General features: G+C 54.2%; 26 protein-coding genes. 15 read left to right on the top strand and 11 right to left on the bottom strand.

Annotation, left to right across the window (positions count from 1 at the left end):
• Positions 1–2 precede the first annotated feature (2 nt).
• The gene (locus VSS37_RS13030) at positions 3–1,004 is read right to left on the bottom strand and encodes an SH3 domain-containing protein (RefSeq protein WP_324695885.1); all 1,002 of its coding nucleotides are present in this window, start codon (positions 1,002–1,004) and stop codon (positions 3–5) included.
• A gap of 230 nt (positions 1,005–1,234) precedes the next feature.
• On the opposite strand from VSS37_RS13030, the gene VSS37_RS13035 reads away from it, so the two are divergent.
• Complete coding sequence (locus VSS37_RS13035; protein ID WP_324695887.1) at positions 1,235–1,474, top strand: antitoxin; 240 nt, start codon at positions 1,235–1,237, stop codon at positions 1,472–1,474.
• Between the two features lie 2 nt (positions 1,475–1,476).
• Positions 1,477–1,881 (top strand): type II toxin-antitoxin system VapC family toxin, encoded by a 405-nt coding sequence (locus tag VSS37_RS13040; protein WP_324695889.1) that lies wholly within the window; start codon positions 1,477–1,479, stop codon positions 1,879–1,881.
• 73 nt (positions 1,882–1,954) lie between these two features.
• On the opposite strand, the gene VSS37_RS13045 is transcribed toward VSS37_RS13040, so the two are convergent.
• Positions 1,955–2,209, bottom strand: a complete 255-nt coding sequence (locus VSS37_RS13045) for a hypothetical protein (protein WP_324695891.1) — start codon at positions 2,207–2,209, stop codon at positions 1,955–1,957.
• Between the two features lie 121 nt (positions 2,210–2,330).
• Positions 2,331–2,600: a hypothetical protein gene (locus VSS37_RS13050; protein WP_324695892.1), complete on the bottom strand. Its 270-nt coding sequence runs from the start codon at positions 2,598–2,600 to the stop codon at positions 2,331–2,333.
• A gap of 85 nt (positions 2,601–2,685) precedes the next feature.
• On the opposite strand from VSS37_RS13050, the gene trpB reads away from it, so the two are divergent.
• From trpB to VSS37_RS13095, 9 genes are all read left to right on the top strand, one after another.
• Positions 2,686–3,918, top strand: a complete 1,233-nt coding sequence (gene trpB / locus VSS37_RS13055; protein WP_324695957.1) for a tryptophan synthase subunit beta — start codon at positions 2,686–2,688, stop codon at positions 3,916–3,918.
• Entirely contained in the window at positions 3,915–4,718 is an 804-nt protein-coding gene (gene trpA, locus VSS37_RS13060) for a tryptophan synthase subunit alpha (RefSeq protein ID WP_324695894.1), read from the top strand. Before trpB ends, trpA begins: the two co-directional genes overlap by 4 nt.
• A gap of 19 nt (positions 4,719–4,737) precedes the next feature.
• On the top strand, positions 4,738–5,631 hold the full coding sequence (accD, locus tag VSS37_RS13065) for an acetyl-CoA carboxylase, carboxyltransferase subunit beta (RefSeq protein WP_324695896.1): 894 nt from the start codon (positions 4,738–4,740) through the stop codon (positions 5,629–5,631).
• Positions 5,628–6,866, top strand: coding sequence for a bifunctional tetrahydrofolate synthase/dihydrofolate synthase (folC, locus tag VSS37_RS13070; RefSeq protein WP_324695897.1), 1,239 nt, complete (start codon positions 5,628–5,630; stop codon positions 6,864–6,866). The genes accD and folC overlap by 4 nt, the downstream gene beginning before the upstream one ends.
• A 59-nt stretch (positions 6,867–6,925) precedes the next feature.
• Positions 6,926–8,029 (top strand): SPOR domain-containing protein, encoded by a 1,104-nt coding sequence (locus VSS37_RS13075; protein WP_324695899.1) that lies wholly within the window; start codon positions 6,926–6,928, stop codon positions 8,027–8,029.
• A 3-nt stretch (positions 8,030–8,032) separates the two neighbouring features.
• The gene (locus tag VSS37_RS13080; RefSeq protein ID WP_324695900.1) at positions 8,033–8,548 is read left to right on the top strand and encodes a CvpA family protein; all 516 of its coding nucleotides are present in this window, start codon (positions 8,033–8,035) and stop codon (positions 8,546–8,548) included.
• Positions 8,549–8,663: 115 nt separating this feature from the next.
• A complete protein-coding gene (purF, locus tag VSS37_RS13085) occupies positions 8,664–10,169 on the top strand; it encodes an amidophosphoribosyltransferase (RefSeq protein WP_324695902.1) in 1,506 nt (501 codons plus the stop codon).
• Positions 10,170–10,212: 43 nt separating this feature from the next.
• Positions 10,213–10,824: a L,D-transpeptidase family protein gene (locus tag VSS37_RS13090; RefSeq protein ID WP_324695904.1), complete on the top strand. Its 612-nt coding sequence runs from the start codon at positions 10,213–10,215 to the stop codon at positions 10,822–10,824.
• An 11-nt stretch (positions 10,825–10,835) separates the two neighbouring features.
• Positions 10,836–12,017, top strand: a complete 1,182-nt coding sequence (locus VSS37_RS13095) for an O-succinylhomoserine sulfhydrylase (RefSeq protein ID WP_324695906.1) — start codon at positions 10,836–10,838, stop codon at positions 12,015–12,017.
• Here the strand turns inward: VSS37_RS13095 and VSS37_RS13100 are convergent.
• The 8 genes from VSS37_RS13100 to VSS37_RS13135 form a co-directional block, all read right to left on the bottom strand.
• Complete coding sequence (locus tag VSS37_RS13100) at positions 11,981–12,265, bottom strand: hypothetical protein (protein ID WP_324695907.1); 285 nt, start codon at positions 12,263–12,265, stop codon at positions 11,981–11,983. The two genes, VSS37_RS13095 and VSS37_RS13100, sit on opposite strands and share 37 nt — an antisense overlap.
• A 179-nt stretch (positions 12,266–12,444) precedes the next feature.
• Entirely contained in the window at positions 12,445–12,855 is a 411-nt protein-coding gene (locus VSS37_RS13105) for a DsrE family protein (protein WP_324695909.1), read from the bottom strand.
• Between the two features lie 106 nt (positions 12,856–12,961).
• The gene (locus VSS37_RS13110) at positions 12,962–14,281 is read right to left on the bottom strand and encodes a phage exclusion protein Lit family protein (protein WP_324695910.1); all 1,320 of its coding nucleotides are present in this window, start codon (positions 14,279–14,281) and stop codon (positions 12,962–12,964) included.
• A gap of 38 nt (positions 14,282–14,319) precedes the next feature.
• Positions 14,320–14,949: a hypothetical protein gene (locus VSS37_RS13115; RefSeq protein WP_324695911.1), complete on the bottom strand. Its 630-nt coding sequence runs from the start codon at positions 14,947–14,949 to the stop codon at positions 14,320–14,322.
• 54 nt (positions 14,950–15,003) lie between these two features.
• The gene (locus tag VSS37_RS13120) at positions 15,004–15,204 is read right to left on the bottom strand and encodes a hypothetical protein (RefSeq protein ID WP_324695912.1); all 201 of its coding nucleotides are present in this window, start codon (positions 15,202–15,204) and stop codon (positions 15,004–15,006) included.
• A gap of 183 nt (positions 15,205–15,387) precedes the next feature.
• Entirely contained in the window at positions 15,388–16,083 is a 696-nt protein-coding gene (locus VSS37_RS13125; protein ID WP_324695914.1) for a hypothetical protein, read from the bottom strand.
• Between the two features lie 202 nt (positions 16,084–16,285).
• Positions 16,286–17,026: a hypothetical protein gene (locus VSS37_RS13130; protein WP_324695915.1), complete on the bottom strand. Its 741-nt coding sequence runs from the start codon at positions 17,024–17,026 to the stop codon at positions 16,286–16,288.
• Between the two features lie 162 nt (positions 17,027–17,188).
• The gene (locus VSS37_RS13135) at positions 17,189–17,809 is read right to left on the bottom strand and encodes a hypothetical protein (protein ID WP_324695917.1); all 621 of its coding nucleotides are present in this window, start codon (positions 17,807–17,809) and stop codon (positions 17,189–17,191) included.
• Between the two features lie 19 nt (positions 17,810–17,828).
• On the opposite strand from VSS37_RS13135, the gene VSS37_RS13140 reads away from it, so the two are divergent.
• The 4 genes from VSS37_RS13140 to VSS37_RS13155 all read left to right on the top strand — a co-directional run bounded on the left by VSS37_RS13140 (position 17,829) and on the right by VSS37_RS13155 (position 24,646).
• Positions 17,829–19,580 (top strand): ATP-binding response regulator, encoded by a 1,752-nt coding sequence (locus VSS37_RS13140; protein ID WP_324695919.1) that lies wholly within the window; start codon positions 17,829–17,831, stop codon positions 19,578–19,580.
• A 130-nt stretch (positions 19,581–19,710) separates the two neighbouring features.
• Positions 19,711–20,394: a response regulator gene (locus VSS37_RS13145; RefSeq protein ID WP_324695921.1), complete on the top strand. Its 684-nt coding sequence runs from the start codon at positions 19,711–19,713 to the stop codon at positions 20,392–20,394.
• A 1,028-nt stretch (positions 20,395–21,422) separates the two neighbouring features.
• Positions 21,423–22,574: a sensor histidine kinase gene (locus VSS37_RS13150; protein WP_324695922.1), complete on the top strand. Its 1,152-nt coding sequence runs from the start codon at positions 21,423–21,425 to the stop codon at positions 22,572–22,574.
• On the top strand, positions 22,571–24,646 hold the full coding sequence (locus tag VSS37_RS13155) for a sensor histidine kinase (protein WP_324695924.1): 2,076 nt from the start codon (positions 22,571–22,573) through the stop codon (positions 24,644–24,646). Before VSS37_RS13150 ends, VSS37_RS13155 begins: the two co-directional genes overlap by 4 nt.
• Positions 24,647–24,721 lie beyond the last annotated feature (75 nt).

The following is a 24,721-nucleotide window of genomic DNA, read 5'->3' on the forward strand; positions in this document are numbered from 1 at the left end:
CGTTATTGGCGTAATGCTTGCAATGCCTTCAGGTGCTGGCGGGCGGTGCGGGCGGCTTTGGAGTCAGGCAGCGGGGCGAGGATGGCCTGCCATGCCTTTAGGCCGACATCCTTTTGTTCATCCGGCTGGTTCTTCCACTCTTTGCGGATGTATTCCAGATTGCCGTTGACGTCCTGCAAGGCTTCCTCAACGTGCTTGCCTTTGGGGTAACGCTTGAGGTATTCGCCTTCCATCATCTGGCTGCGCGCGGACATGCAGCTGATGAAGCCTTCGCATTCGCCGCCGACAAAGGCGTTGGCCGCCTGCCAAGCGATGGCGTCGCCAATCGCGTCCTGTTTGTGGCGGTCAGCCAGTTTCCAGTAATTGCGCGGGTCGACGAGGTATTCGGCGCTGGGTTCGGTGTAGAACACGTTTTTGCCCTGTTGCTTGATCCAGGCCGCATAGGGCGGTTTGGCCGTGCTTTCCATCGGGATGCTGAACAGCGCAATCTGCATGGCGCGCCAGTGGGCCAGCTCCAGTTCACCCTGGGCTACAGGGTTCTTGCTGCTGGCGGCGGCGCGGCTGGCGAAATCGCTGACTTCCACCGCATCGGCGAAACTCAGCGGCGATTTGTGCTCGTAACTGTCGTACAGTTTGTCGGCGGGGCCCAGCTTGTCCCGCGCCAGCGCCACCCTTGCCTCATCCGCCTTGGCAGGGTCGAAGTTGCGCAGTAGGCCACCAAACACCCAGCCCTTGAGCGGCGTGTCCAATTGGCGCCAGTAGTCTGTTTGGCCGCCGATCTTGGCTTTGGCGGCGGTGCGTTGCGTGGAAGTGAAATCGGTTCCCAGCGGCAGCTTGCCCACTTCGCGGGCACCTGCGGAAGGGGCGGCGCGCACCCTGACGCCCGTGCCGATGGTGATTTTCGTTGCTTTCTCCGCCACATAGGCGTCAGCGGCGTGCGTTGCGCCCGCCCATGACAGCAGGGAGGCGGCGAGGAATAGTGGGGCGGCCAATCGGTGTAACATGCTGTGCTCTCCCGCGAATGAATAAGGTCGAGAATAACATAATAAGCTGGGGCTATTATGTGCGCGTCAGTCCAAACATCACATGGGACACCGGGCGTTGTTGCGGGTTTCCCCTGTAAAGCGTGAGTGGCGGCGCGGATGGCCGTGAGTGTTGCTTGTGAAAAACTGTGTACTTTAATGCCGTGGATGCTTTAGCATAGGTTTGTGCATATGCCAAAAAGGGAGCTGCCATGCAAGCAGAACGCCACGTTCGCCTGTTTCGTAATGGGCGCAATCAAGCCATCCGTATTCCCCGCGAATTTGAATTGCCAGGAAATGAAGCCATCATTCGCCGTGAAGGCGACCGGCTGATTATTGAACCCTTGCAACGTGCTTCACTGCTGGCGTTTTTGGCCAATTGCAGGCCAGACACAGATGTTGGGTTCCCCGAGATTGATGACTTGCCGCCGTTGGATGACGTGGTTTTTTGAGCATGGCGAATTACCGCTATTTGCTGGACACCAATATCATTTCCAGCTTGTTTAGGGAGCCGCAGGGCAAGGTGTACAAACACTTGCAGCGTGTGGGGGAGGATGCGGTCTGCACCAGTATTGTTGTGGCGGCGGAATTGCGTTTTGGGGCGCAAAAACGCGCGGCTCCTGTGCTGGTCGCTTGGGTGGAACAAATCCTCAGCAGTATTGACATACTTCCATTGGATGCTCCAGCAGACCAAACCTATGCTGAAATTCGCGCATATCTTGAGCGCACAGGCCAAGTCATTGGGCCGAATGACTTACTGATCGCCGCTCACGCGTTGCAACTCGGGTTGGTTGTTGTGACGGACAATACCGGCGAGTTTGCCCGTGTTCCGGGTTTGATGGTGGAAAACTGGTTATAGCCCCAGTAGTCCTTTTGGCGCACCCTGACAGGGTGGCCGCCACGGTAGAAATCTTGGGGCGATTTTTTTGGATTCACGTCAGTTCAAAATCCACGCCGTCGTAAATGTCTTGCAGCGGGCAGTGGAAATGGATGCTGGCAAATTCGACTTCGGCGTCTGCGCTCTCAAAATTGATGAGTTCCCAGCGGTTTTGTGGGGTGCGGCGGAATACATCGACGCGGTAGGTGCGCGGGTCAACCAGCACGTATTCGCTGCGGGTCGGCGCGTCCATTTCAGCGGCAAGGTATTGTTCAGGGGTGATTTTTAGTGTTGCTGCGAGTGGTGGCATGCTGCTGCTCCTCGTGTGCCTTTGGGGATGGTAGACCGTTTCGCAGGGCTTGGCAAAATCGGGAGTGGCTTGCTACGCTGAACTCGTGTTACACGAGTTCACGGGCATCGTTTTATGAGCGCTAAGGCATTTTTCGATACGAATGTGTTGGTGCATGCCTTCGATAAAGATGAGCCAGAAAAACAAGCGATAGATTGGGCAGCTTATGATTCAGAATCCGTTTAAGTGATCTAGCCTGGCGCAAACTTTTCAGCAAGGCGGCGATTTCCCCCTGCAAAATGGAGTGGTGGACTTGCGCAGGCGACATGACGATTTGCCCGTATTCGTTAAGCTCAAGTTTGAACGGCAAATTTTGCAGGTTAGGATGCCCGCAGACTTCTTGCCAGTTCATGGGGATGCCTCCGCTGACAGATAGCCTGATTGTAACATGGATAGGTTTTGCCGCTTATGGTAACTTAGCGCGTTTTTACGGCCAGATGCAGGAGAGCAGGTCTGTGAAATTCAACGAATTCAACTGGGGGGCCATGCCGGACAGCGCCGGGCATTTTGGCGTTTACGGCGGGCGTTTTGTGGCGGAAACGCTGATGGAGCCGATCAGCGAACTGGAGCAGGCGTATGCGAAGCTCAAGGATGACCCAGCGTTCCAGGCCGAATTTGACCGTGACCTGCAACATTATGTTGGCCGCCCCAGCCCGCTGTATCTGGCGGAGCGCTGGACCCGTGAACTGGGCGGGGCGAAAGTCTACCTCAAGCGCGAAGACCTGAACCATACCGGCGCGCACAAGATCAACAACACCATTGGCCAGGCGCTGCTCGCCAAACACATGGGCAAGCAACGCATCATCGCCGAAACTGGCGCTGGCCAGCATGGGGTCGCTTCCGCCACCATCGCCGCCCGTCTCGGCCTCGAATGCGTGGTCTACATGGGCGCGGAGGACGTGCAGCGGCAAGCCCCCAACGTATTCCGCATGAAGCTGTTGGGCGCGAAGGTCGTGCCGGTGACTTCCGGCTCCAAAACGCTGAAAGATGCGATGAATGAAGCCATGCGTGACTGGGTGACCAATGTCGACGACACCTTTTACGTGATCGGCACGGTGGCGGGGCCACACCCGTATCCGGCGATGGTGCGTGATTTCCAGTGCGTGATCGGGCGTGAAGCGCGCAGCCAAATCCAGGAACTGGAAGGCCGCCTGCCAGATGCGCTGGTCGCCTGTGTCGGCGGCGGCTCCAACGCGATTGGCTTGTTCCACCCGTTTTTGCAGGATGAATCCGTCGCCATTTACGGGGTGGAAGCTGCTGGCGATGGCATCGGTACCGGTAGGCATGCGGCGCCGTTGTGCGCAGGCAAGCCGGGTGTGCTGCACGGCAACCGCACCTACTTGATGGAAGACGTCAACGGCCAGATCATTGAAACCCATTCCATTTCTGCCGGTCTGGACTATCCGGGCGTAGGGCCGGAGCATGCTTGGCTGAAAGACGTTGGCCGCGCCAATTACGTCGCCATTACGGACAGCGAAGCGATGCAGGGCTTTCATGCACTGACCCGCAAGGAAGGCATTATTCCGGCATTGGAAAGCAGCCATGCGCTGGCCTACGCGATGAAACTCGCACCGACCATGGATAAAGACCAAATCATCATCGTCAACTTGTCCGGGCGTGGCGACAAGGACATCAACACCATCGCGCGTCTGGAGGGCATCACCCTATGAGCCGCATTGCAGCTTGTTTCGCCGCCCTCAAAGCGCAGGGCAAAACCGCGCTGGTGCCGTACATCACGGCAGGCGACCCGCATCCGTCCATCACCGTGCCGTTGATGCACCGCATGGTCGAGGCCGGAGCCGACATTATCGAGCTGGGCGTGCCATTTTCCGACCCGATGGCGGATGGCCCCACCATCCAGTTGGCGCATGAGCGCGCGCTGGCGCATGGCGTCAGTTTGCGTGACATCCTCGGCATGGTGACGGAATTCCGCCAGACCAACCAGACTACCCCGGTGGTGCTGATGGGTTACCTCAACCCGATCGAAATCATGGGCTACGGGGCGTTCGCCAAGGCTGCGGAAGCCGCTGGCGTGGATGGCGCATTGACCGTGGACTTGCCGCCGGAAGAGGGCGCAGAGGCGTTGCCACTGTTCCGTCAGCACGGCATTGACCCGATTTTCCTGCTGTCGCCCACCACGCCTGCGGCGCGCATGAAAAGCGTGGCGGAAGCGGGCGGCGGTTTCGTCTATTACGTGTCGCTGAAGGGCGTGACCGGAGCCAGCACGCTGGATGTCGGCGTGGTCGCCGGACGCATCACGCAAATCCGTGAGCATACCAACCTGCCGTTGGGCGTCGGTTTTGGCATCAAGGATGCAGCAACCGCCGCCGCTGTCGCCAAAGTCGCTGACGCGGTGGTGGTTGGCAGCGCAGTGGTCAGGCTGGCGGAGGCGACGCCGGATGACCATGCCGCCATCATGAACGCCATCAGTCATTTGCTGGAATCCATGCGCGCCGCAATGGACGCCTGAAACAAGGGGTTAACGCCACATGAGCTGGTTTGAAAAACTGTTGCCATCGCGCATCCGCACCGACGCCACCACCACCGAGAAGAAATCCATTCCGGAAGGGTTATGGCACCAGTGTCCGTCCTGCCAGGCAGTCCTGTACCGGGCGGAGCTGGAACGCAATGGCGATGTCTGCCCCAAATGCAATCATCACATGCGCATCAATGCCCGCCGTCGCCTGGATATTTTCCTTGATCCCGAAGGGCGTGAGGAAATTGGCGCGAATGTCGCCCCGGCTGACATCCTCAAGTTCAAGGACACCAAGCGTTACAAGGATCGCCTGTTGGCGGCGCAGAAGGAAACCGGCGAAAAAGACGCCCTGATCGTGATGAAAGGCGCGGTGTTGGGGACGCCGATGGTGGTCGCCGCCTTTGATTTCCGCTTTATGGGCGGCTCCATGGGTTCGGTGGTCGGCGAACGCTTTGTGCGGGGTGCGGAAGCCGCCATGGCGCAGAAAATCCCGTATGTTTGCTTTGCCGCCAGCGGCGGGGCGCGGATGCAGGAGGCGCTGTTCTCGCTGATGCAGATGGCCAAGACCAGCGCGGTGTTGACGCGCATGAGCGACCGGGGTGTGCCGTTCATTTCCGTGCTGACCGACCCGACCATGGGCGGCGTTTCCGCCAGTTTCGCCATGTTGGGCGACATCCATATCGGTGAGCCGAAAGCCCTGATCGGCTTTGCCGGGCCACGGGTGATTGAACAGACCGTGCGGGAAAAACTGCCGGAAGGTTTCCAGCGCAGCGAGTTCCTGCAAGAAAAAGGCGCGATCGACATGATCGTGCACCGTAACCAGATGCGTGAAACCATTGCTGATTTGGCTTCCATCCTGTTGCACAAACCGAACCCTTCCCAACGTGACGAGCCGGTAGCTGCTTGAAAACACTTGATGACTGGTTGCGCTGGCAGGAGAACCTGTTCCTGTCAGCCATCAAACTGGGGTTGGGGCGCATTCGTCGCGTCGCCGGGAAAATGGGTTTGCTGCAATTGCCAGTTCCCGTGATCACAGTGGCTGGCACCAATGGCAAAGGTTCCACCTGCGCCATGCTGACCCAGATTTTGCGGGAGCAGGGCTATAAGGTCGGCGCTTACACCTCCCCCCACCTTCTGCGTTACAACGAACGCATCGCCGTCAATGGCAAACCCGCCAGCGATGCGGACATTTGCGCCGCCTTCAGCGCCATTGACAAGGCGCGCGGCAATACTGACCTGACCTATTTTGAATTCGGTACGCTGGCGGCGGCCTGGTGCTTCCTGCGGGCTGGCGTTGATGTGATGGTGCTGGAGGTTGGCCTTGGTGGGCGGTTGGACGCGGTGAACCTGTGGGACGCCGACGCGGCCATTATCACTGGCATCGGCATCGACCATGTGGAATGGCTGGGGAGCACCCGTGAAGCCATCGGGCGGGAAAAGGCAGGCATTATGCGTGCGGGCAAGCCGGTCATTTGTGGCGACCCGCAGCCGCCTGCCATTATTGCGGCGGAAGCCCGGCGAATCGGCGCAAGATTGTTGCAATACGGCGTGGATTTCACCGCAGAAGGCTTGCCCCAGCCTGCCTTGGCAGGGGATGTGCAATGGCGCAATGCCGCCTGTGTCGTGACCGCTTTGCAACAGGTGGCGGACAAGCTGCCAGTGACGCCCGCCGCCATCAGGGATGGCCTTGCGCATGTCAGCCTTACCGGACGATTGCAGCGTGTGCGCGTACAGCCGGAGGTCGTGCTGGATGTCGCCCATAATCCACAGGCGGCGGCGGAACTGGCGTGCTGGCTGAAAAAAAATCCGGTCGATGGCAAAACCTTTGCGATTTTTTCTATACTTGCGGATAAGGACATCGCCGGAGTCGTAACTATTATGGCGGACTGCATCGACGCATGGCATCTGGTCCCCCTGTCGGGAAGCAGGGCGATCGGGGGCAAAGCCCTTGAACACAAGATGCGGTCAGCCGGTTTGCAAGCGCCCATCCATGTTTATCCCGATTTTCAGTCTGTGTGGAAAGCCCTGCGCTTAAATGCAGGAAAAGGGGACAGGGTGGTTGTTTTTGGTTCTTTTCTGGTAGTATCCGGTATGCTGGAAATACTGGTTCCACCAGACGCCGGAGAGGCGTCCTTCCCCTGAATGCTAAAAGTTTTGAGTGTCATAATCACAGTCACGTATTAAAGGAGCAGTGAATCAAGATGGACAATAAGGCTACAACCAAACGCATGATCGGCGCAGTTGTTCTGGTGCTGGTCGCCGCGTTGTTACTGGCATGGTTGCTGAAAGGCAAAAACCGTGATGGTCAGCAGGATCTGGCGATGAACCAGACAGCCGAAACCAAACCCATCCTGGGGTTCCCTGGGGTTGGCGGCGATGAGAAGCCCAGCGTGGTGGGCGAAGACCAGACGGCGGCTGCCCCAAGCCAACAACCTGGTGCTGATGGGGCTGTCGCGCCGCAGCAGGATACAGGGGCCGCGCCGTCGACTACGGCTCAGGGCGGTGCCGTTATTCCTGGCGTTGAAGTGAAAATGCCAGAAACTGTCCCCAACACGACAGGCTTAAGTGTCCGTCCGGGTGGTGGTGAAGTGCGTGACTTGGTTGACACCGATGGCAAAGTCAAAGAAGGCAAGGGCAGTATGGGCGCAGGCGATGCCAAGCCGGTTGATGTGGGTGCAGGTCAGGAAACCACTGACAGTACGGGCAAAAAACCAACAGATGAAGGCCATCAACAGGCTGCGGCCAGCCAGCCTCCGGCAAGTGGAAGTTCCGCTTCCCAACAAGACAAGCCAGTGAGCAGCGCGCCAGCTGAGAAAAAATCGTCTGGCACCAGTTCTAAGGTCGTGTTGGTGAACGAGAAGCCGGTGCCTAAGTCACAGTCTGAAGAAAGCGCCAAAGCTAAAGCCGCTGCTGAAAAGGCTGCCGCCGAAAAGGCCGCTGCCGCTAAAGAAGCCGCCGCTAAGGCCGCCGCTGAAAAGGCTGCTGCCGAAAAATCCAAAGCATTGGCTGCTGCGGGTGCAACTGCAACGGGTGCGGCTGCGGGTGCGGCTGCCAGTGGTGATTTCGCAATCCAGGTTATCGCCAGTTCCGACAAGGCCAAGGCCGATGCAATTGCTGGGCCACTCAAGGCGGATGGTTATAATGTGACCGTTGCGTCGGCCAGTGTCAGCGGCAAGACCGTATACCGCGTCAGTGTCGGCGGGTTTGCTGACAAGGCCGCTGCCGAAGCTGCGCAAGTCAAGATGAAATCTCGCTACAAGCAAAACCAAAATGTGCAAAGCAGTTTTGTGGTCAGCAATAAATAACCAATGACAGCAGAGATGTTGGATCTGGGCATTATTGTCTTGATCGTGTTATCAGCCATTATTGGCTTGATCAGGGGGTTCGTCAGGGAAGCGCTTTCCCTGGTGACGTGGGTGGCGGCCTTCGGCTTTGCGATGTTGTACGTAAAGCCGTTGTCCAGCCAACTGCCGTTCGCTGTGCAAAGCGAGGTCGTGCGCATGGGGATTGCGTTTGCGATCATTTTTTTCGGTGTATTGGTGATTGGTGCCATTATCAACCATTTATTGAGCACGGCAGTGGCTTCGATTGGTTTGGGGGGTGTTGATCATTTGCTGGGCGGCGCGTTTGGCGTCTTGCGTGGCGGTTTGATCATTACTTTATTGGTGTTGTTAATGGGGTTGACCGCTTACCCGAAACAGGCTTGGTGGAAAGATTCGGCGCTGATGCCCTGGTTTGAGCACACTGCGGGTCTTGTCAAGGAGATGATTCCACAGGATTTCTCCAGTTATCTTGACCGTCCTGGCGATGCTCCGGCCCAGTAAGCGGTGACAGGGGCAGGTTCCGTGGGACAGTTTGCAGCCATGCATATATCGTGCATGGCTGTTTTGTTTTTACGGGGTTAGAATATGACGTTTTCGTTTCGCGTGAAGGCTTGTTATGTGCGGAATTATTGGGATTATTGCTCACGAGCCGGTTAATCAGGCGCTTTATGATGGATTGACCGTGTTACAGCATCGTGGACAGGACGCGGCAGGGATTGTCACCAGCGATGGGAGGAAACTCTACCTGCGGCGTGAAAATGGGCTGGTCAAGGATGTTTTCCAGGAGCGGCACATGGGCATGCTACAGGGGAACATGGGGGTGGGGCATGTGCGCTATCCAACAGCGGGTTCCTCTTCCTCCGCCGAGGCCCAGCCTTTTTATGTCAACAGCCCTTATGGCATTTCCATGGCGCATAACGGCAATCTGACCAACGCCCGCATCCTGAAAAAGGAGTTGTACCAGCAGGATCGCCGACAGATCAACACCGAATCCGACTCCGAAATCCTGCTGAATGTGTTTGCACAGGAGTTGTTGCGCCAGAATGCCCTGCGTGTGACGCCGGATGACATTTTCGCCGCCGTTGCGGGCGTGCATAAGCGTTGCAAGGGCGCGTATGCGGTGGTCGCCATGCTGACGCGGGATGGGCTGGTCGGGTTCCGTGACCCGCATGGCATCCGTCCGCTGGTGTATGGTGTGCGTGAAGGCGCGCAGGGCAAGGAGTTCATGTTGGCCTCCGAAAGCGTGGCGTTGGATGCGCAGGGCTACCGGCTGGTGCGTGACATTGAGCCTGGTGAGGCGATTTTCATCCGTCCGGATGGCCAAGTGTTTACCCGTCAATGCGCGGAAAACCCCCGCTATACCACCTGCATCTTTGAGTACGTCTATTTTGCCCGCCCCGACTCCATTATCGACAATGTGTTCGTCCACAAGGCACGGATGCGCATGGGGCGCAAGCTGGCGGAATATGTTGAGCATTCCTGGCCGGATCATGACATCGACGTGGTGATCCCGATTCCTGACACCAGCCGCACGTCGGCGCTGGAAATGGCCTACACGCTTGGCGTTCCCTACCGTGAAGGTTTCATCAAAAACCGCTATATCGGCCGCACCTTCATCATGCCGGGGCAGGCCAAGCGCAAGAAATCGGTGCGCCAGAAGCTGAATCCGCTGGCGCTGGAGTTCAAGGGCAAGAATGTCATGTTGGTGGATGATTCCATTGTGCGGGGAACAACGTCGGGTGAAATTGTGCAGATGGCGCGCGACGCAGGGGCGAGAAAGGTGTATTTTGCTTCAGCATCGCCGCCGATCAAGTTTCCGAACATCTATGGCATCGATATGCCTGCGGCCAAGGAACTTATCGCCCACGGGCGCACCGAAGAGGAGGTGGCGGAGGCCATCGGCGTTGACCGTTTGGTATATTTGCCGTTGGATGATCTGGTTGAAGCGGTCAGCAAAGGCAATGCCCGCTTGAGGGCGTTCGATTGTTCCGTGTTTACGGGCAGTTATGCAACTGGGGAAAACGGTGATTATTTCACTGAATTAGAGGCTTTACGCAATGATGAAGAAAAAACAAAACGTGAACAGGATATGGCTGCCATCGATATTTGCGATAGCGCTTAGTGGCGGATGCAATGCTGCGGACCCGTTGAATGCAGGCAGTGGGATGGAGCCTTTGCCATTGCCGCCGCAGGCCGCCCCGCCCGCAATGGCCGGTGCCAATCAGGGGGCAAATGTGGATTTCATCGCCAAGGATCTGGCGCAACGTTTTCCAGGCTACCATACCGACAGGTTTTTGCTGGTTGATGCGACCGCCCAAAAAATGCAGTTGATTGAGAATGGCCGGGTTAGTGGTGAGTGGGTCATCTCAACCGCACTGAAAGGCTTGGGGAGCCGCAAGGGCAGCGACCAGACGCCGACCGGCGTCCACCGTATCGCCCAAAAAATCGGTGAAGGGGCCCCACTGGGCGCTATTTTCAAGGCGCGCCAGAATACTGGGCGTATTGCGACCATCCTGACCGGCCCCGATCAGGACAGCACAGAAGATAATGTCACAACCCGCATCCTGTGGCTGGATGGCATGGAGCCGGGTGTCAATCAGGGGGGGAGTGTTGACTCCCACGAACGCTATATTTACATCCATGGCACAGACGAGGAAGGCAAATTGGGGCGGCCTGCGTCGCACGGCTGCATCCGCATGCGCAACCGGGATGTCATGGAATTGTTTGACCGGGTCGATGAAAATACTTTAGTGGTGGTCGTCGCCCAAAAACGATAAGGAAATTGGTTTTGGACAACAGCATCTGGGAATTTGAAACACTGGCGATCCGTGCAGGCCATGTCCGCACCCTTGAAGGCGAACATTCGGAAGCCATTTTTCCGACTTCAAGTTTTGTGTTCAGCAGTGCGGCGGAGGCGGCGGCGCGTTTCAATGGCAGTGCGCCGGGCAATGTGTACGCCCGTTTCACCAACCCGACCGTGCGCTACTTCCAGGAGCGGCTGGCGGCGTTGGAGGGCGGGGAAAGTTGTGTGGCGACGGCCTCCGGCATGTCGGCGATCCTGGCGGTTATGCTGGGGTTGCTGAAGGCGGGCGATCATGTGGTGTGTTCGCGTTCCGTGTTTGGTACGACCACCTTGTTGCTGCAAAACTGTATTGGCAAGTTCGGGGTGGAGACTTCCTTTGTTGAGCTGTCGGATCTGGCTGCTTGGGAGGCTGCGTTACAGCCGAACACCCGCTTGTTGTTTGCTGAAACGCCCGCCAATCCGTTGACTGAGTTGGTGGACATCCGCGCGTTGGCGGAAATCGCCCATCGGCATGGCAGCCTGCTGGTGATCGACAATTGTTTATGTACGCCCGCTTTGCAGCGTCCGTTGGAGCTGGGTGCTGATATTGTGGTGCATTCCGCCACCAAGTATCTGGATGGGCAGGGCAGGGCTTTGGGCGGTGCTGTTGTGGGCGATCAGGAACGGGTCGGCAAGGATGTCTACACCGTCTTGCGTAATGGTGGCGTCAGCATGAGCCCGTTTAACGCCTGGGTGTTCCTCAAGGGGCTGGAAACGCTTTCCCTGCGCATGAAGGTTCATTGCGACAATGCCATGCAGCTCGCACATTGGTTAGAAGTTCATCCGGCGGTGGAGCGGGTTTTTTATCCGGGGCTGGCGTCCCACCCTCAGCATGAGCTGGCCAAGCAGCAACAAAGCGGGTTTGGCGGGATTGTTTCTTTCATCGTCCGGGGGGGGCAAGAGGCCGCCTGGAATGTAGTGGACTCCACCCGTATGCTGTCGATCACCGCCAATCTGGGCGATGCCAAAAGCACTATCACCCATCCGGCGACCACAACGCATGGCCGCTTGTCGGCGGAGCAAAAAGAGCAGGCGGGAATTGCGGAGGGTCTACTGCGGGTGTCGGTCGGGCTGGAAAATATCCAGGATATTCAACGTGACCTGATGCGGGGTCTGGGTGACGCCTGATCAGCAGGCAAGCGGAACTCGGTCAGGTTGAATTCGCGCCTGACTTCATTCAATTCCAGAAAGGTCTCCAGTTCAGCAGGAACCAGGGAAAAGCGGTATCCGCCGTCCTCTGGATAAGGGGCGGTATGGTCACATCGGCCTTCCATGATTTCACCCGGAATTTCGGTGAAGGCAAGGCATTCCCGGTCTGGATCGTCTTCCAGAAGATGCTGGCAGAAAGCGCATACGGGGGGGAGCAGGCAACTCATAATAGGCGACCTCTTGCACAATAAATTAAGCTGGTTAATTGTATAGCAATCCGTATCATCAAGAAAAATCCAATTACCTGAGTAATATCTTTAATAATTTGCTGTGGCTCTGTTCGGGGATATTCAGCAGGCAATAGCGGAATGCGCATACGGGGAAGCAGGCACTTCGGGAAACCTCCTTAAAATGTGATGGAGCCACCACTGACGGTATATTGCAACACGCTTGCGAGGCCTCGTGGCTCTATGCCGACCCGTTTGGCGGGGAGCGGGAAGCTGTTGTCAGGGGCAACACTGCACACTTGGTCACAGGCGGAGCAAACGTATAGGTTGCCGCCAAGATCCAGGTAATTTTCCACCAGATCCTCCAGCGGCGGGAATCCGGCAGCATGAATGCCGTGGGTATGGCCTTCATAAGCCCAGTAGCTGCCGTCGCCGATAAGAAAGACATGCGGGTTCATATCCATTGCGGCAGCGGAGCAGGCGGCAGCAAATGCCAGGGTGGCGCGTTTGCCGCCGTCTTCCTTGCCGGAGGTCAGAACTACAACGTAGTGGCGGTTGTTGCCCGCTTCTAGTGAATATTGCGTGCCCATTTGGTGTCCCATCCATGTTTCAATACAATACATAGGAATAATGTTAGAGGATGGGCGGCGATTGGCAATGCTACTTTCGTATTGATGCCTAATCCTTGGTTGGCGTTTAGTGTTGGGTCAATCGCCATGTGCCGCCGCCTGTGCTTGCCTTGGTATAGCCCCATGTGCCTGTGAGGGTTTTGCCTTGGTGTTGGCTGGTAAGCTTGCCTTGCCCAAAGTAATCTTCCCCCCAACGCCAAGTGTATTCGAGATCATCACCATGCACTTTACCTTCCAAGGTGGCAGAACCAAGCCCTACGGTATAGGTGCCGGTGACGGTATCGCCATTTCGGGTCAAGACCATTTTGGTGTCCAGCCCCACCGCTTTGGCGTCTATCCACTGGCCTGTAAATATGCCGCTGAAGATGGCCGCAGCAGCCGAAGTTTCACCGGGTAATGTTGCCAATTCGCCTAGCCGCCGGGGTTGTAACATATCCACATGGGTCGAAAGCCCGATTTTTCGCAAGGAAGCCTGCACGCCTTGATCACCAAGCAATTGGCTGACTGTTGTCAGTTCAGAGCTGGCCGTCTCCAATGCCGATAGGGCTTGCTTGGGCTGGGCTGAACCGGCGGCGAAACGTCCGGCATTTTGTTTGATGCTTTCGGCGATGGCTTTGATGCGCTCTGGGTTAAGGGGGTGTGTGCGGTTGGCTTGCATTTTGTTGAAGTCCTGGTCTCCGACGAACGGTTCAAAATGTGCCGTCACCAGAAAATAGACGCTTGCCCCGGTTGGCACCGCCCCCATTTGCCGCATGATTTCCAGGGCAAAGGCATCCGCGTCCTGCTCCTGCCGTTTGGACTCGGCGGTGGAGCTGGCATCATACCCGGCATGTTGATGGTAAATATGCCCCAGTTCGTGACCCAAAATGAAGACGATCATTGAATTGAATAGCCGTTGGAAACTTGCTTTCACAACAGGGTCATCCAAAGCATTGGCGGGGATGCCGAGCGCCTCAAGTGGTGTATGGGAAACGTCCCTTAATTGATCAGGCCACTGGTATTTGACCATACACAGGTAATCGGTGATGGTTTGCAGGCCATAGCCTTTGGTGTTTAACCAAGCATAAGCAATGGCAATATCCCGTAGGAACCTGATGCTGAAAACCGGCAGAATCACCCGTTTTTCTTTAGAGAGGGAATAAGCGTTGACAGGCGTTGTGTTGACAGATGTTTTTTTGCCAAGTAAGGGGAGCTGGGGGAACTCTATACGGACACCAGACAAAAGGTTGCGTTGTTGGGTGGTGAGGATGCTGGGGATGTCTTCCATCAGGATCGTTTGGATATCCGGTGTGGAACGCCTGCTTGTCTGTTCCAGGGCTGTTTTGTCATAAAAGCCTTCCCAAGAATTTTTGGGGGCATCGTCGGACATGATTGCTGTGGTTGCCATTGCCGAGGCCGTGATAAGCGTGGCCCAATTCACCCGTGTCATTGTGTTGCCTCGCTGCCATTATGATAAATGTCTGCTGCTTCCTTCAGCTTATCGTTGGGTGGCGGGGTTGAGGCACCGCTTTTGACCCAGGTTTCAAAGGCTGAGAATTCTCCCCATGAAGTTTGCCAAACTGTCTGTAATATCTTGCGTTTGCTGTAATCAATTGCAACTTCCAGGTCTTTACGGTCATTTTCATGTAAATCAGGTTTCAGGGCGTCTGCCAAGTTACTGTTCAGGGTATAAATTTGTGTCCGTGCTTCGGCCATCAGCCGCTCTTGTTCTGAAGCGGTGCTTGGTGTCCCGAGCGCCATCCCGCGTATTTCTTGCGTTTTGTTTACCGTGGTGATGTTGCCTGCGGAGTCCTGGGTCACTTTGGATTCGTGTGATAACTTTTCGACTTTGCTGAAGAGGGATGCCCCTACAATCATCGCCCCAAATAACGCAAAGAATACACCTGGCCCGATACGGCTCAGGTAGATGCTCACATCGCCAGGCAGGATCACTTTCCCTGAGCTGTTTGTTTGTATAGGCAGTTCAAGAAACAGGTGATAACCAAGGTAAATGGAAAATCCACCAATGATTACGCCCAGTATCCGTTCCACTAACCGTAAAATAAACTCTTCCATAACGCCTCGAATATCAAATGTTCATTAAGAAATTCGCCCAGAAAAATGGCTTTACTATTGGACTGTTGAGGGAATAGAAATCCCTTTTTCTGCCATTCTGTCTTCAAAATAACGGCTATTGCTCCTAGGTTCATTAATGGGGTCAGTGTTGGCTGTTTCAGTGGCGGGTCTTTTTTCCTTTGAGTCGCTAAAAATCAATATGATCAGTAATAATACGCCTGTTGCTATCCAATAAGGTTTTGGTATGTTGTTCATGGTATGAAATCCTTTCTTGGTTTAGAAATGACCTCTGTATACGAAAAAACTTATTTTGGCTCTTTAACGAATTGCATTTTATAATGAAATTGTCAGTTTTTAATTATTCGAAATAAATGAATTGCCAGGGAGCGAATTTTTTACCGTGTACAGAGGTCGTGTACAAAAAAACAAAAGCAGTGCTTATGCCTTAACGACAGAAATTTCCAACTCATCACTTAATGGTGTTGCGCCTGCTTTATGTTTTGCGTTTGCATTATAGCCGTTATGTATGGCTTCTATGAAAATAGCTGCAATTGTCGCAAATGCAGCAATTGATATAATCGCTAAAACAATGGCAATTGTTATCGTTATAGGTTCAACCATTGGCTCAATTGGTGCTGCGGGGGAGCTTTCTGCTCCTGGCATATCATCCGCTTCAACTGTGGAGGCATCTGCCAATGGGATAAAACGGTCATTTGCGAGTCGTTTAATGGTGCTGAATAAATTCCGTGCATCATGTCCCCCAAGGATCAACTTAAAGTTATCACCTTGCTTGATTGCATCTAATGCTTGGCCTATCCAGTTATTGCTGCCAACTTCAATAGGTATAATTTCGACATTTCCTGTATATACTCGCAAAGTATATTTAATATTGCCAAATGGGAGGAACCACCATTTGACATTTACGTTTTGGTCACCTGTCGCACCTCGTTTTGGACTGGATTTAACTTCGTATCCCCCTAAGTTTTCAGACGCAGAGATGGCATAACGCACATATTTCGTGTCAGCAGGTATTGTGAATTTGTGTTTGTCTGTCCCTTGAGCTGAATCTGGTATCCAGTCATCATCACCATCAGAATGTGATTTGGTTTTTTTGTATATTAATTGCTGTGCCATTTTAATGTTCCTTGTGGAATTTTTAGAACTTGCAAAGTTTTAGTCGTTGGATATTTATGCTAAAACCTATTTGCAGTGTTCATGGTTGAAAATCATAAATATTCGTCTCTTTCCTTTTGTGAAGACATTTAAACTGTTTGGTATGTGAAAACGGAAGTGCTTTTAATTTGGCATCATCCCATTATGTCAGGATGCCAAAGTATCAGTTTGGAAGCATGTAGGCGTGGCAATCCACGCCAAAATATTTGCCTTTTGTCCACGCCCATATGGAACAATTCTTTGGTATGCCAACAGCATCCCCTCCATTTCTTCCTTTGACATCGCCATTAGGTTGCACAATCCATGTGGAACGGTTGGCAGGGTCGCCAAATTTTTCAATATTTCCATTAAATTCAGTTGTTTGATTGTCGGATGAAGTTACGCTTCCCGTGACTTCAGCATTTACGATGTCCGCGTTGATAACGGAATAGTTGGCGGCAATGCCTTTATTGCCTTCAAGCAAATAAATGCCAGCCACGCCTGTTGCGGAGGGCGCAGTAAATGTTGTTTGTGAACCGTCAGGCATTTCAAGCGTGCCGCTGATGTTGTTATCGTTTACCGTTGCATGTACGGTTTTGCCAGTGGCGGACATTGCATGTAACTCATTGCCTGTCAGGTAGCCATAATACCAAGCAGATTGTGCAACGCCATCACAAATATAAACTAGGGCGTCAATATTGCCGATGTCATTTGTTTGTAGGCCGGTATTGATGGCAATTGCTGTTTCATCCGTATCAGTCATGCCGACAAATGTGTTATATAAGGCTTGTGTGCCCGGATTGTTGCATTGTGTTTCTTCCGCACCGATTACTGGCGGTAGCGCCAATAGTGTCGCCATAATGAGTGGTGAAGCAGTGCGAAGCAATGATGGCTTGTTGAAAAATAACTTTGAAAATGAACTCATAATCCTATACTCCTTGTAGTTAAAGATTTCCTGGCTTAATGATGGTGTTAAGTGGAAAGGTTTTTAAATCTTTGGTGACTGCGCTTAAGTGCTAAGAATAATGCAATCGGCAATGCCGTCAATTCGACTTTAGTATTGCTTGGCGTTATTCTTGATGTTTTATTATGTCCCGCAATTTGGGTCTATTGCAGCTGCCGCTGCTATATTGGCAGTTCTTTGATTGGTTGGGGGATTACATTCATTACCATTGTCTTCTCCACCCCCACTGTCGCCTGTAGTGGAGTTTGTAATGGATTCCAATGATATGAACGTTGTTCCGGCTTCCACAATTGCGCCATTTTCGGCAATGACTTCGTAGCCAATCGTGTCGGGAAGGAAGTTCTTGGTGAAATAAATTAACTCGTCATAATGGGAAGTTGTAAACCTGCCGATAATCCCATTGGTGGGCGGTGTTGTAATCCTGAAGGAAAATGTGCCTCCGCCCGGAAGTTTTGAGCAGGCGACCCCATACGTGTCCTGATGCGGCGAAAATTCAGGGAAAGAGGAACGGCACTCGGCTGCTATTGCAAAGGTGGGTGAAAAGCCAATAAAAATGACCATCGCTGCCTGTAAATGATGGGCATAATGATTTTGATGGGCGTGCATAGTAAAACTCCTTTTAAAATCATCGGGTGACTTCAAGTATGAAAATAATGTATATGGCGGCGGCGTCAATTCGACTTTCGTATTATTGGATGCGATCTGCCATGATTTAAGATGCAGGTATCCGCCCGCCTCAGGCATCGTGTAAGGAACCCTGATTATGGCCACTCCCGTCGCCCATTCCCTGCCCATTCACCTCGAGCAGGTCAAGCTTCTCTACCGCAACCTGAATGTCGCCATCCCCGGCAACCTGTTTGTGCTGGCAGGCATCATCTGGGTGGCGTGGCCAGAGGCAGGCAAATTGCAAGGGTGGCTATGGGGATTGGCGGCATTGGTGCTGTTGCTGCGGTCTGTGGACAAATACCGTTTCGGGTTGGCATTGGGCAGACCAGACATCAATATTGTTTGTTGGGAACGGCGTTTTATTCTCGGCACGGGTCTGACCGGAACGCTGTGGGGGTTGATTTTTCAGGACTTGTTTACTTCCGGCAGGCCGGATGTCGCCCTGTTCGTGCTGTATTTTTACGGTGGTCTGGTCGCCTCCGCCAGCGCCACCAGTGCGGTGAGGTTCCCGGCATTTGCCGCTTTTACCGTGCCCATGACCCTGTTGCTGATGTTTCGCGCCCTGCAAGTGGGCGAAACCCTCTATACCGTGATGGGGTTGGCGTTTACGGTGTTCATCCTGGCCAGCAGTATGGTGGCGTTGACCTACAGCCGCATCATCCACGAATCCATCCGCTTGCGTTTCGAGAATTTGGATCTGATTGCCCGCCTGGGGCAGGAGAAGGCGACGGCGGAAAAAAACCAGCATATCGCGGAACAGGCGGTGCTGGCCAAGGACAAGTTTCTTGCCGCCGCCAGCCATGACCTGCGCCAGCCTTTGCATGCCCAGGGGTTGTATCTGGACGCCATCGAAACCTACCTCCAGCCGCGCGGGGTGGAGCATTTGCAGGCATTGCGCCGCACCAATGAGGCGTTGTCCAACCTGTTCAACAGCCTGTTGGATGTGTCGCGCCTGAATGCGGGGATTGTGGAAACACAGTTTGGCCATATCCGGTTGCATGACATTGTGTTGCCGCTACACGAGGAATTTAAGACCCGTGTGGCTGAAAAACAGCTCAACCTGAAGCTGGAGTGCTCCAATCCGGTGGTGTTTACTGATCCGTTGCTATTGGCACGAATCCTGCGCAACTTGTTGTCCAATGCCGTCCGCTATACCGAGCAGGGAGGCGTCGCGCTGACCTGTCAGCTTACTGGCAAGGATGCGGTCAAGGTGGCGGTCACTGATACCGGAATTGGCATCCCGACAAGTGAACAAGCGAATATTTTTGATGAGTATTACCAGCTTGCCAATCCGGAGCGTGACCGCAGCAAAGGTTTGGGCCTGGGGTTGGCGATTGTCAGGAAACTGGCGGATCTACTGGGCTTGCCTGTCACCTGTATTTCCCATCCTGGGGGAGGTTCCACGTTTGCGCTGGAAGTGCCGCTAGGTGACGCCAGTTTGCTGCAACCGGAGCTGCCAACCCATGTTGCGGCCAGCATTGCCGGGGTGAATGTGCTGGTGATTGACGATGAACAGGAAATTTTGCGCAGTATGGCCTGCTTGCTGGGCAGTTGGGGATGCGTGACCATGACGGCTGAATCTGCCCTTGAGGCGGTGGGGAAAATCACTCAGGTTGGTTTGCAGCCTGACTTGATGGTGGCGGATTACCGCCTGCGTGAAGGCCAGACCGGGGCGCAGGCGATTGAACTGGTGCGGCGGCATTGCCAGCGCGACATTCCGGCTGTGATCGTCACCGGGGACACCAGTGAAGAACGGTTGCGCGAAGCCAATTCCAGCGGCCTGTATTTGCTGCATAAGCCGGTCGCGCCTGGTAGGTTGAGGACGGTGCTGAACCAATTACTGAAGTAATTCTCAGCGGATGATTGAGGCTTTGATATTTTGTTTTCATCTCATACGATATGAATTAATGTGTACTAATATTCACAGCAGAGTCCGCCTGCAATGGCGCAGAGCAAGACCAGAAAGAAAAAGGGTATGTATGCAGACAGCCGTGGTGGTGGAGGATATTGCCGAAACAGGCACATGGCTCCGGCAGTTGCTGGAGGAGGCGTTTCCGGGCATCAGCGTCACGGTATGCCGGGAGTATCAGTCTGCGTTTGTCTGTCTGGCAGAGGGGGGCACAGAGTTGGCGCTGGTGGACATCAGCTTGCCGGATGGCAATGGCCTGGATTTGATCCCCGTCATTTTACAGGCTTCCCCGCAGGCGGTGGTGGTGGTGACGACGATCATGGATGATCAGGAGCATATCCTGACGGCGTTGCAGGCCGGGGCCAGCGGCTATCTGCTCAAGGATTTGCCGGAAGAACAGTTTGTCCGCAAATTGCGCGGCATTCTGCTGGGCGATCCGCCGTTGTCGCCCAAGGTGGCCCGCAAGGTGCTGCAATATTTCAATGGGGTTGGGCGTGAGGCCGCCGTCTCTAAACCTGTTGCTGAGTCAACGCCTGCGCCGCCTGATGCGGAAGGTTTGTCATCCCGCGAAACCGAAGTGCTGGTGTTGATCGGCAAGGGGTTGAGCCGACGGGAAGTGGGGGCTTTGCTGCATCTCTCCGACAATACCATCGCCACCCATGTGCGCAATGTCTACCGCAAGCTCAACATCTCCAGCCGGGCAGAGGCGGCTCTGGAAGCCTGCCGTTTGGGGCTGATCAGCACGGAGTTGTAGCGATGGGCGGCTGGCGGGAGAAACTTGCCTTACCGCCCGCTGGTGTTTTGTTGCTGACCTTGTTGTTCATCGCGTTGACCCAAGGCGCAGCGGTGTATGCCTTACTGCAACAACCGTGGACGGGGATCAGGGTAGAGCCTGATGCCGAGGCAGGCTTTTTGCGGGTTGTGTCGGTTAGCGCCAATTCGCCTGCCGAAGGCAAGATTCAGCTGGGTACCGTCCTCACCCAAATACAGGGTGGGGGTGAAGTTGTACCTCTGACCTCCAAGCATTTCCTCTTTTCTTTTTTGCACAAAAACAGGGCTGAATTTGAGGTGTATCTGCACTGGCAAGCAAAAGCCCATGCATTTCTGAGCGCGGGTACACCTGTGACTTTCATTGCGCTAGATGGCAAGAAATATGATTTGTTTCCACAGCTAAAAACGCCTGTGAGAGTAATACCTGCCTACTTTTGGCTATTTTTGTCGGTATTCTCTATTGTTTTATTGATAGGCACGTTTGTGTGGAGTTACAAGCCTAATCTAAGGGTGGCAACATTTTTCTTTATTGCCTGCCATTCATGTTACCTGTTTCTATTGATTGGAGTGACCAATGCGGCTAGGGAATTTTTTTTCCCCCTGCAAGTGGCTGAATGGCTTTTTGCATTAGAGTTGCTTTTTTTGAATATTTATGTCCCGTTCTTATTTATTATTATATCATCTTATCCGCACAAACTGATTGGTTTATTGGGGCAGTCTGTTTTCTTTTTTGCTTTCTCGTTTCATTCATTAAATTTTTATTTTTCTTGGTTTGATTATTCGCCGCATTATTTGTTTTTGCAGTCTGTCTTGTTATTTCCACTTACCGCGTGGGTCAACCAAACCCAAATAACAAGAAGCATCCATGACCCGGTCAACAAAATGGCGGCGCGGCTGATGCAGTTTTCAATATTGGTTCCTTTTTTCCTCGTTATTTTTGTTCACGTAATTCCCGTCATTTTAGGTAGTGATGCGATAATCAGTGGGCATCTTGCGCAAATATTTTTAATAGTGTCTTTTGTTGGGTTTGCTGTCGGCATTTTGCGCTTCCGCCTGTTTGAAGTGGAATATTGGTGGTTCAAGTCGTGGTTGTGGTTGTTGGGTGGTTGTCTGGTGGTGGTGATGGACATGCTGCTGATTGGTTTGCTGAATACGCCGCAATTGTATGCGCTGGGCTTGTCGGTGATGGTGACCGGCTTTCTGTACTTTCCGCTGCGGCAATGGCTGCTGGGCAAACTGATCCCAATGGAATCGCAAGCCTTGCAGGATTTTCTGCCGCAGTTCAGCGGCTCACTGGCGCGGGCTGATTCCCCACAGGCGTTCGAGCAAAGTTGGCAGGCCGTGTTGCAGGCGCGTTTTTCACCACAGCATCTTGCCCGGCAAGCTATCCCCATTACCCAGCCGGAATTGATGGAGAACGGCTTGCGCCTGCGTGTCCCAGCGTTGGCCGGTGGGGAGGCTTTCCAACTGACCGGCAAACACATGGCTTCGCGCCTGTTCAACAAGGCTGATATTAAGGCGGTGTCGGCTTTGCTGGATATTGCCCGCATGGCTTGCCGGGCGAGCGATGCCCGTGAGCAGGCGGTGCGGGAGGAACGCGAACGCTTGTTGCATGAGTTGCAGGCGACGGTGGGCGACAAGCTAGGCAAGCTGGCGGATAATTTGGCTAACCCATTGCACCGTAAGGCAACGGAAGACGCCTTGCAAACCTTGGAGAGCACCGTTCGGCTGACCTTGAGCGCCGAGCCGTTGGGATTGCAGGCTTGTTTGGCTCTTTGGCAGGCAGAGATCAGCCAGCGGGCGGCGCTGGCGGGCGCGCAACTGGATTGGCGGGCGGCGTTGTTTGAGGAGTACGCATTTCAACCTCAACAAGTGTTTGAACTGAGCCAGTTTTTGCATGAGGCGGTCAGCAATGCCCTCAAACATGCCCATCCGCCCCTGTTGAGCGTTTATTTTTCCCTTCAGGCAGGCTGTTTACAGGTCAGTGTCGGCAATGATGGCGAAATTTCTCCCCCAGGCAACTGGCGGGCGGGGACTGGCATGATGGGGATGGCAAGACGTCTCCAGCGCTTGAATGGCAGCCTGCAAACCCGTTATCAGGAGCAGCAGGGCAGGGTATGGCTGGATGCCTCCGTGCCGTTGATGGCTGGTGACGTGCCATGACGTTTGCAACCATGCATAGGCCAGAATGGGGGGTATCCCCTGCCCATGCCATCGTGGTGGTGTTGCTGTTCTGTGCTGGCGTGGCGGGATGGTCAACTTATTTGCTGACCCAGCAGCCTTGGATAGGTGTGCGGTTGGAGCCGGATGTGTTGTCAGGGGCTATGCGTGTCGCTGCCGTAGATGCGGCGTCGCCAGCGGTAGGGAGGGTGGAGGTTGGGCAAGTCATGGCGGCGTTGCAGGTGGATGACGCCCAGCCGCCTATCCCTTTGACGCCTGCTTTGTTTTTGTCGCCCTTTTTCAGCCCTACCCATGCGGATTATCAGGCTTACCTGCAACATCAAGGGGAAATGTTTGCTGCCTTAAGCGCCGGGCGTTCGGTGCGGCTGATCGATGCGGGAGGCAAGGCTTATTCACTGGCCGCCCAATCGCAGACGCCTTGGCGAGCCATTCCCGCCAGCTTTTGGGCTTTCTCCTTATTGTTTATGGTGATACCTGTCATCAGTGTGCTGGTTTGGAGTTATCAACCAAGAAAATTGGCGGCGGTGGCTTTGTTATTCGCCGGTATTGGACAGTATCTGTTTTATACCATTGGAATGCTTAACATTGGCAAGGAGTTGGCATATCGCGCAGAGCTTGCTGAGTGGCTGGCAATCAGCGAGCTTTTTTGCATGAATGTGTATACCCATGCGTTTACTTGGTTGTTTGCCTTTTATCCCCATGCCCTGTTGAGAAAAAGCTGGTTATATGGGTTTGCATTGTGGCAGTTGTTTTTTTTGCTGAACTTTCATTTCGGCTGGCTGGATTTTTATGGGCATAATTTTTTGTGGCCGTCTTTTTCCGCGTTTGTGTTCGCGGTGGTGTTAAGCCAAATGCAGATTGCCAGAAGCAGGCAATCCCCTGTGTTGAAGGTGACTGCGCGGATTATGCAGGCATCCATCCTGTTTCCATTTTTCCCCGTTATGCTGTTCTATGTGTTGCCATTGGTGTTGTATCGAGAGCCGCTCATTGGGGTTCAGGTGGTCAATGGTTTAGGGGTGGTGGTGTTTATTGGGCTGGCAATTGGCATTTTGCGTTACCGCTTGTTTGATGCGGAATATTGGTGGTTCAAGTCGTGGTTGTGGTTATTGGGCGGGGCGTTGGTTGTCCTGATTGATCTGGTGTTGGTGGGCGTGTTGCGTATGACCGGATGGTATTCATTGGGATTGTCCGTGCTGGTGGCGGGTTTCCTGTATTTTCCGTTGCGGCAATGGCTGTTGGGCAAGCTGATGCCGCTGGAAGGCCAATCGGTGCAGGATTTCCTGCCTGCGTTCAGCGCCCTGATGGGCGGCGCTGTGTCCCGGGATGGGTTTGAGCAATGCTGGCGGGAGGCTTTGCGCACCCGTTTCCAGCCACTGCATTTGACGGCGCAACCAACTGTCCTGCACAGCGCTGTGCTGGTGGACAATGGTTTGCATCTGGATGTGCCTGCTTTGTACGGGCATGGCAGCGTCCGCCTGACCGGCAGGCAAATGGGCAGCCGCTTGTTTGGCAAGGACAGCCTCAAAATGGTGGCGTCCCTGCTGGATATTGCCCACATTGCCAGCCATGCCAGTGAAATCCGCCAGCAACTCGTGCTGAAAGAGCGCACCCGCATTATGCACGACCTGCATGATACGGTTGGTGCCAAGCTGCTCACGCTGATCCACACCTTGCCTGAACGCAAGCACCAACAGGCGGCGCAGGAATCCCTGCAAATTTTGCGTGACATCATCAGCCTGACCTTGCAAAAAACGCCTGTCCTGTTGGGGGACTACTTGGCGGATTGGCGGGCGGAGGTTATGGAACGCGCCGAAGCCGCTAATGTACAAGTGGTCTGGCAGGCTGATCCCATGCTGGAAGGGCTGGAATTGAGGCCTGCGCAACTTGTTGAGCTATTGCTGTTTTTCCGTGAAGCCTTGGCGGCGTTGTTTGCCGATGCGGCGCTGGCTCGGCTGGAAATTCATTTCATACGCCAGGATGGGCAATTGACTGCACATATTTCCAACCCTGCCAGCCTACCGATGACCAGGGCGTGCTCGCTGTGCTTCACCTGAACGGGTGAGGTTGATCTTGTTGGCCGGTACTATAATGGGCTGAAAAAATAATACGGGTTAAAAAGAGGGACAGTT

This window comes from Candidatus Thiothrix phosphatis (assembly GCF_035668035.1).
Classification (GTDB): Bacteria; Pseudomonadota; Gammaproteobacteria; order Thiotrichales; family Thiotrichaceae; genus Thiothrix; species Thiothrix phosphatis.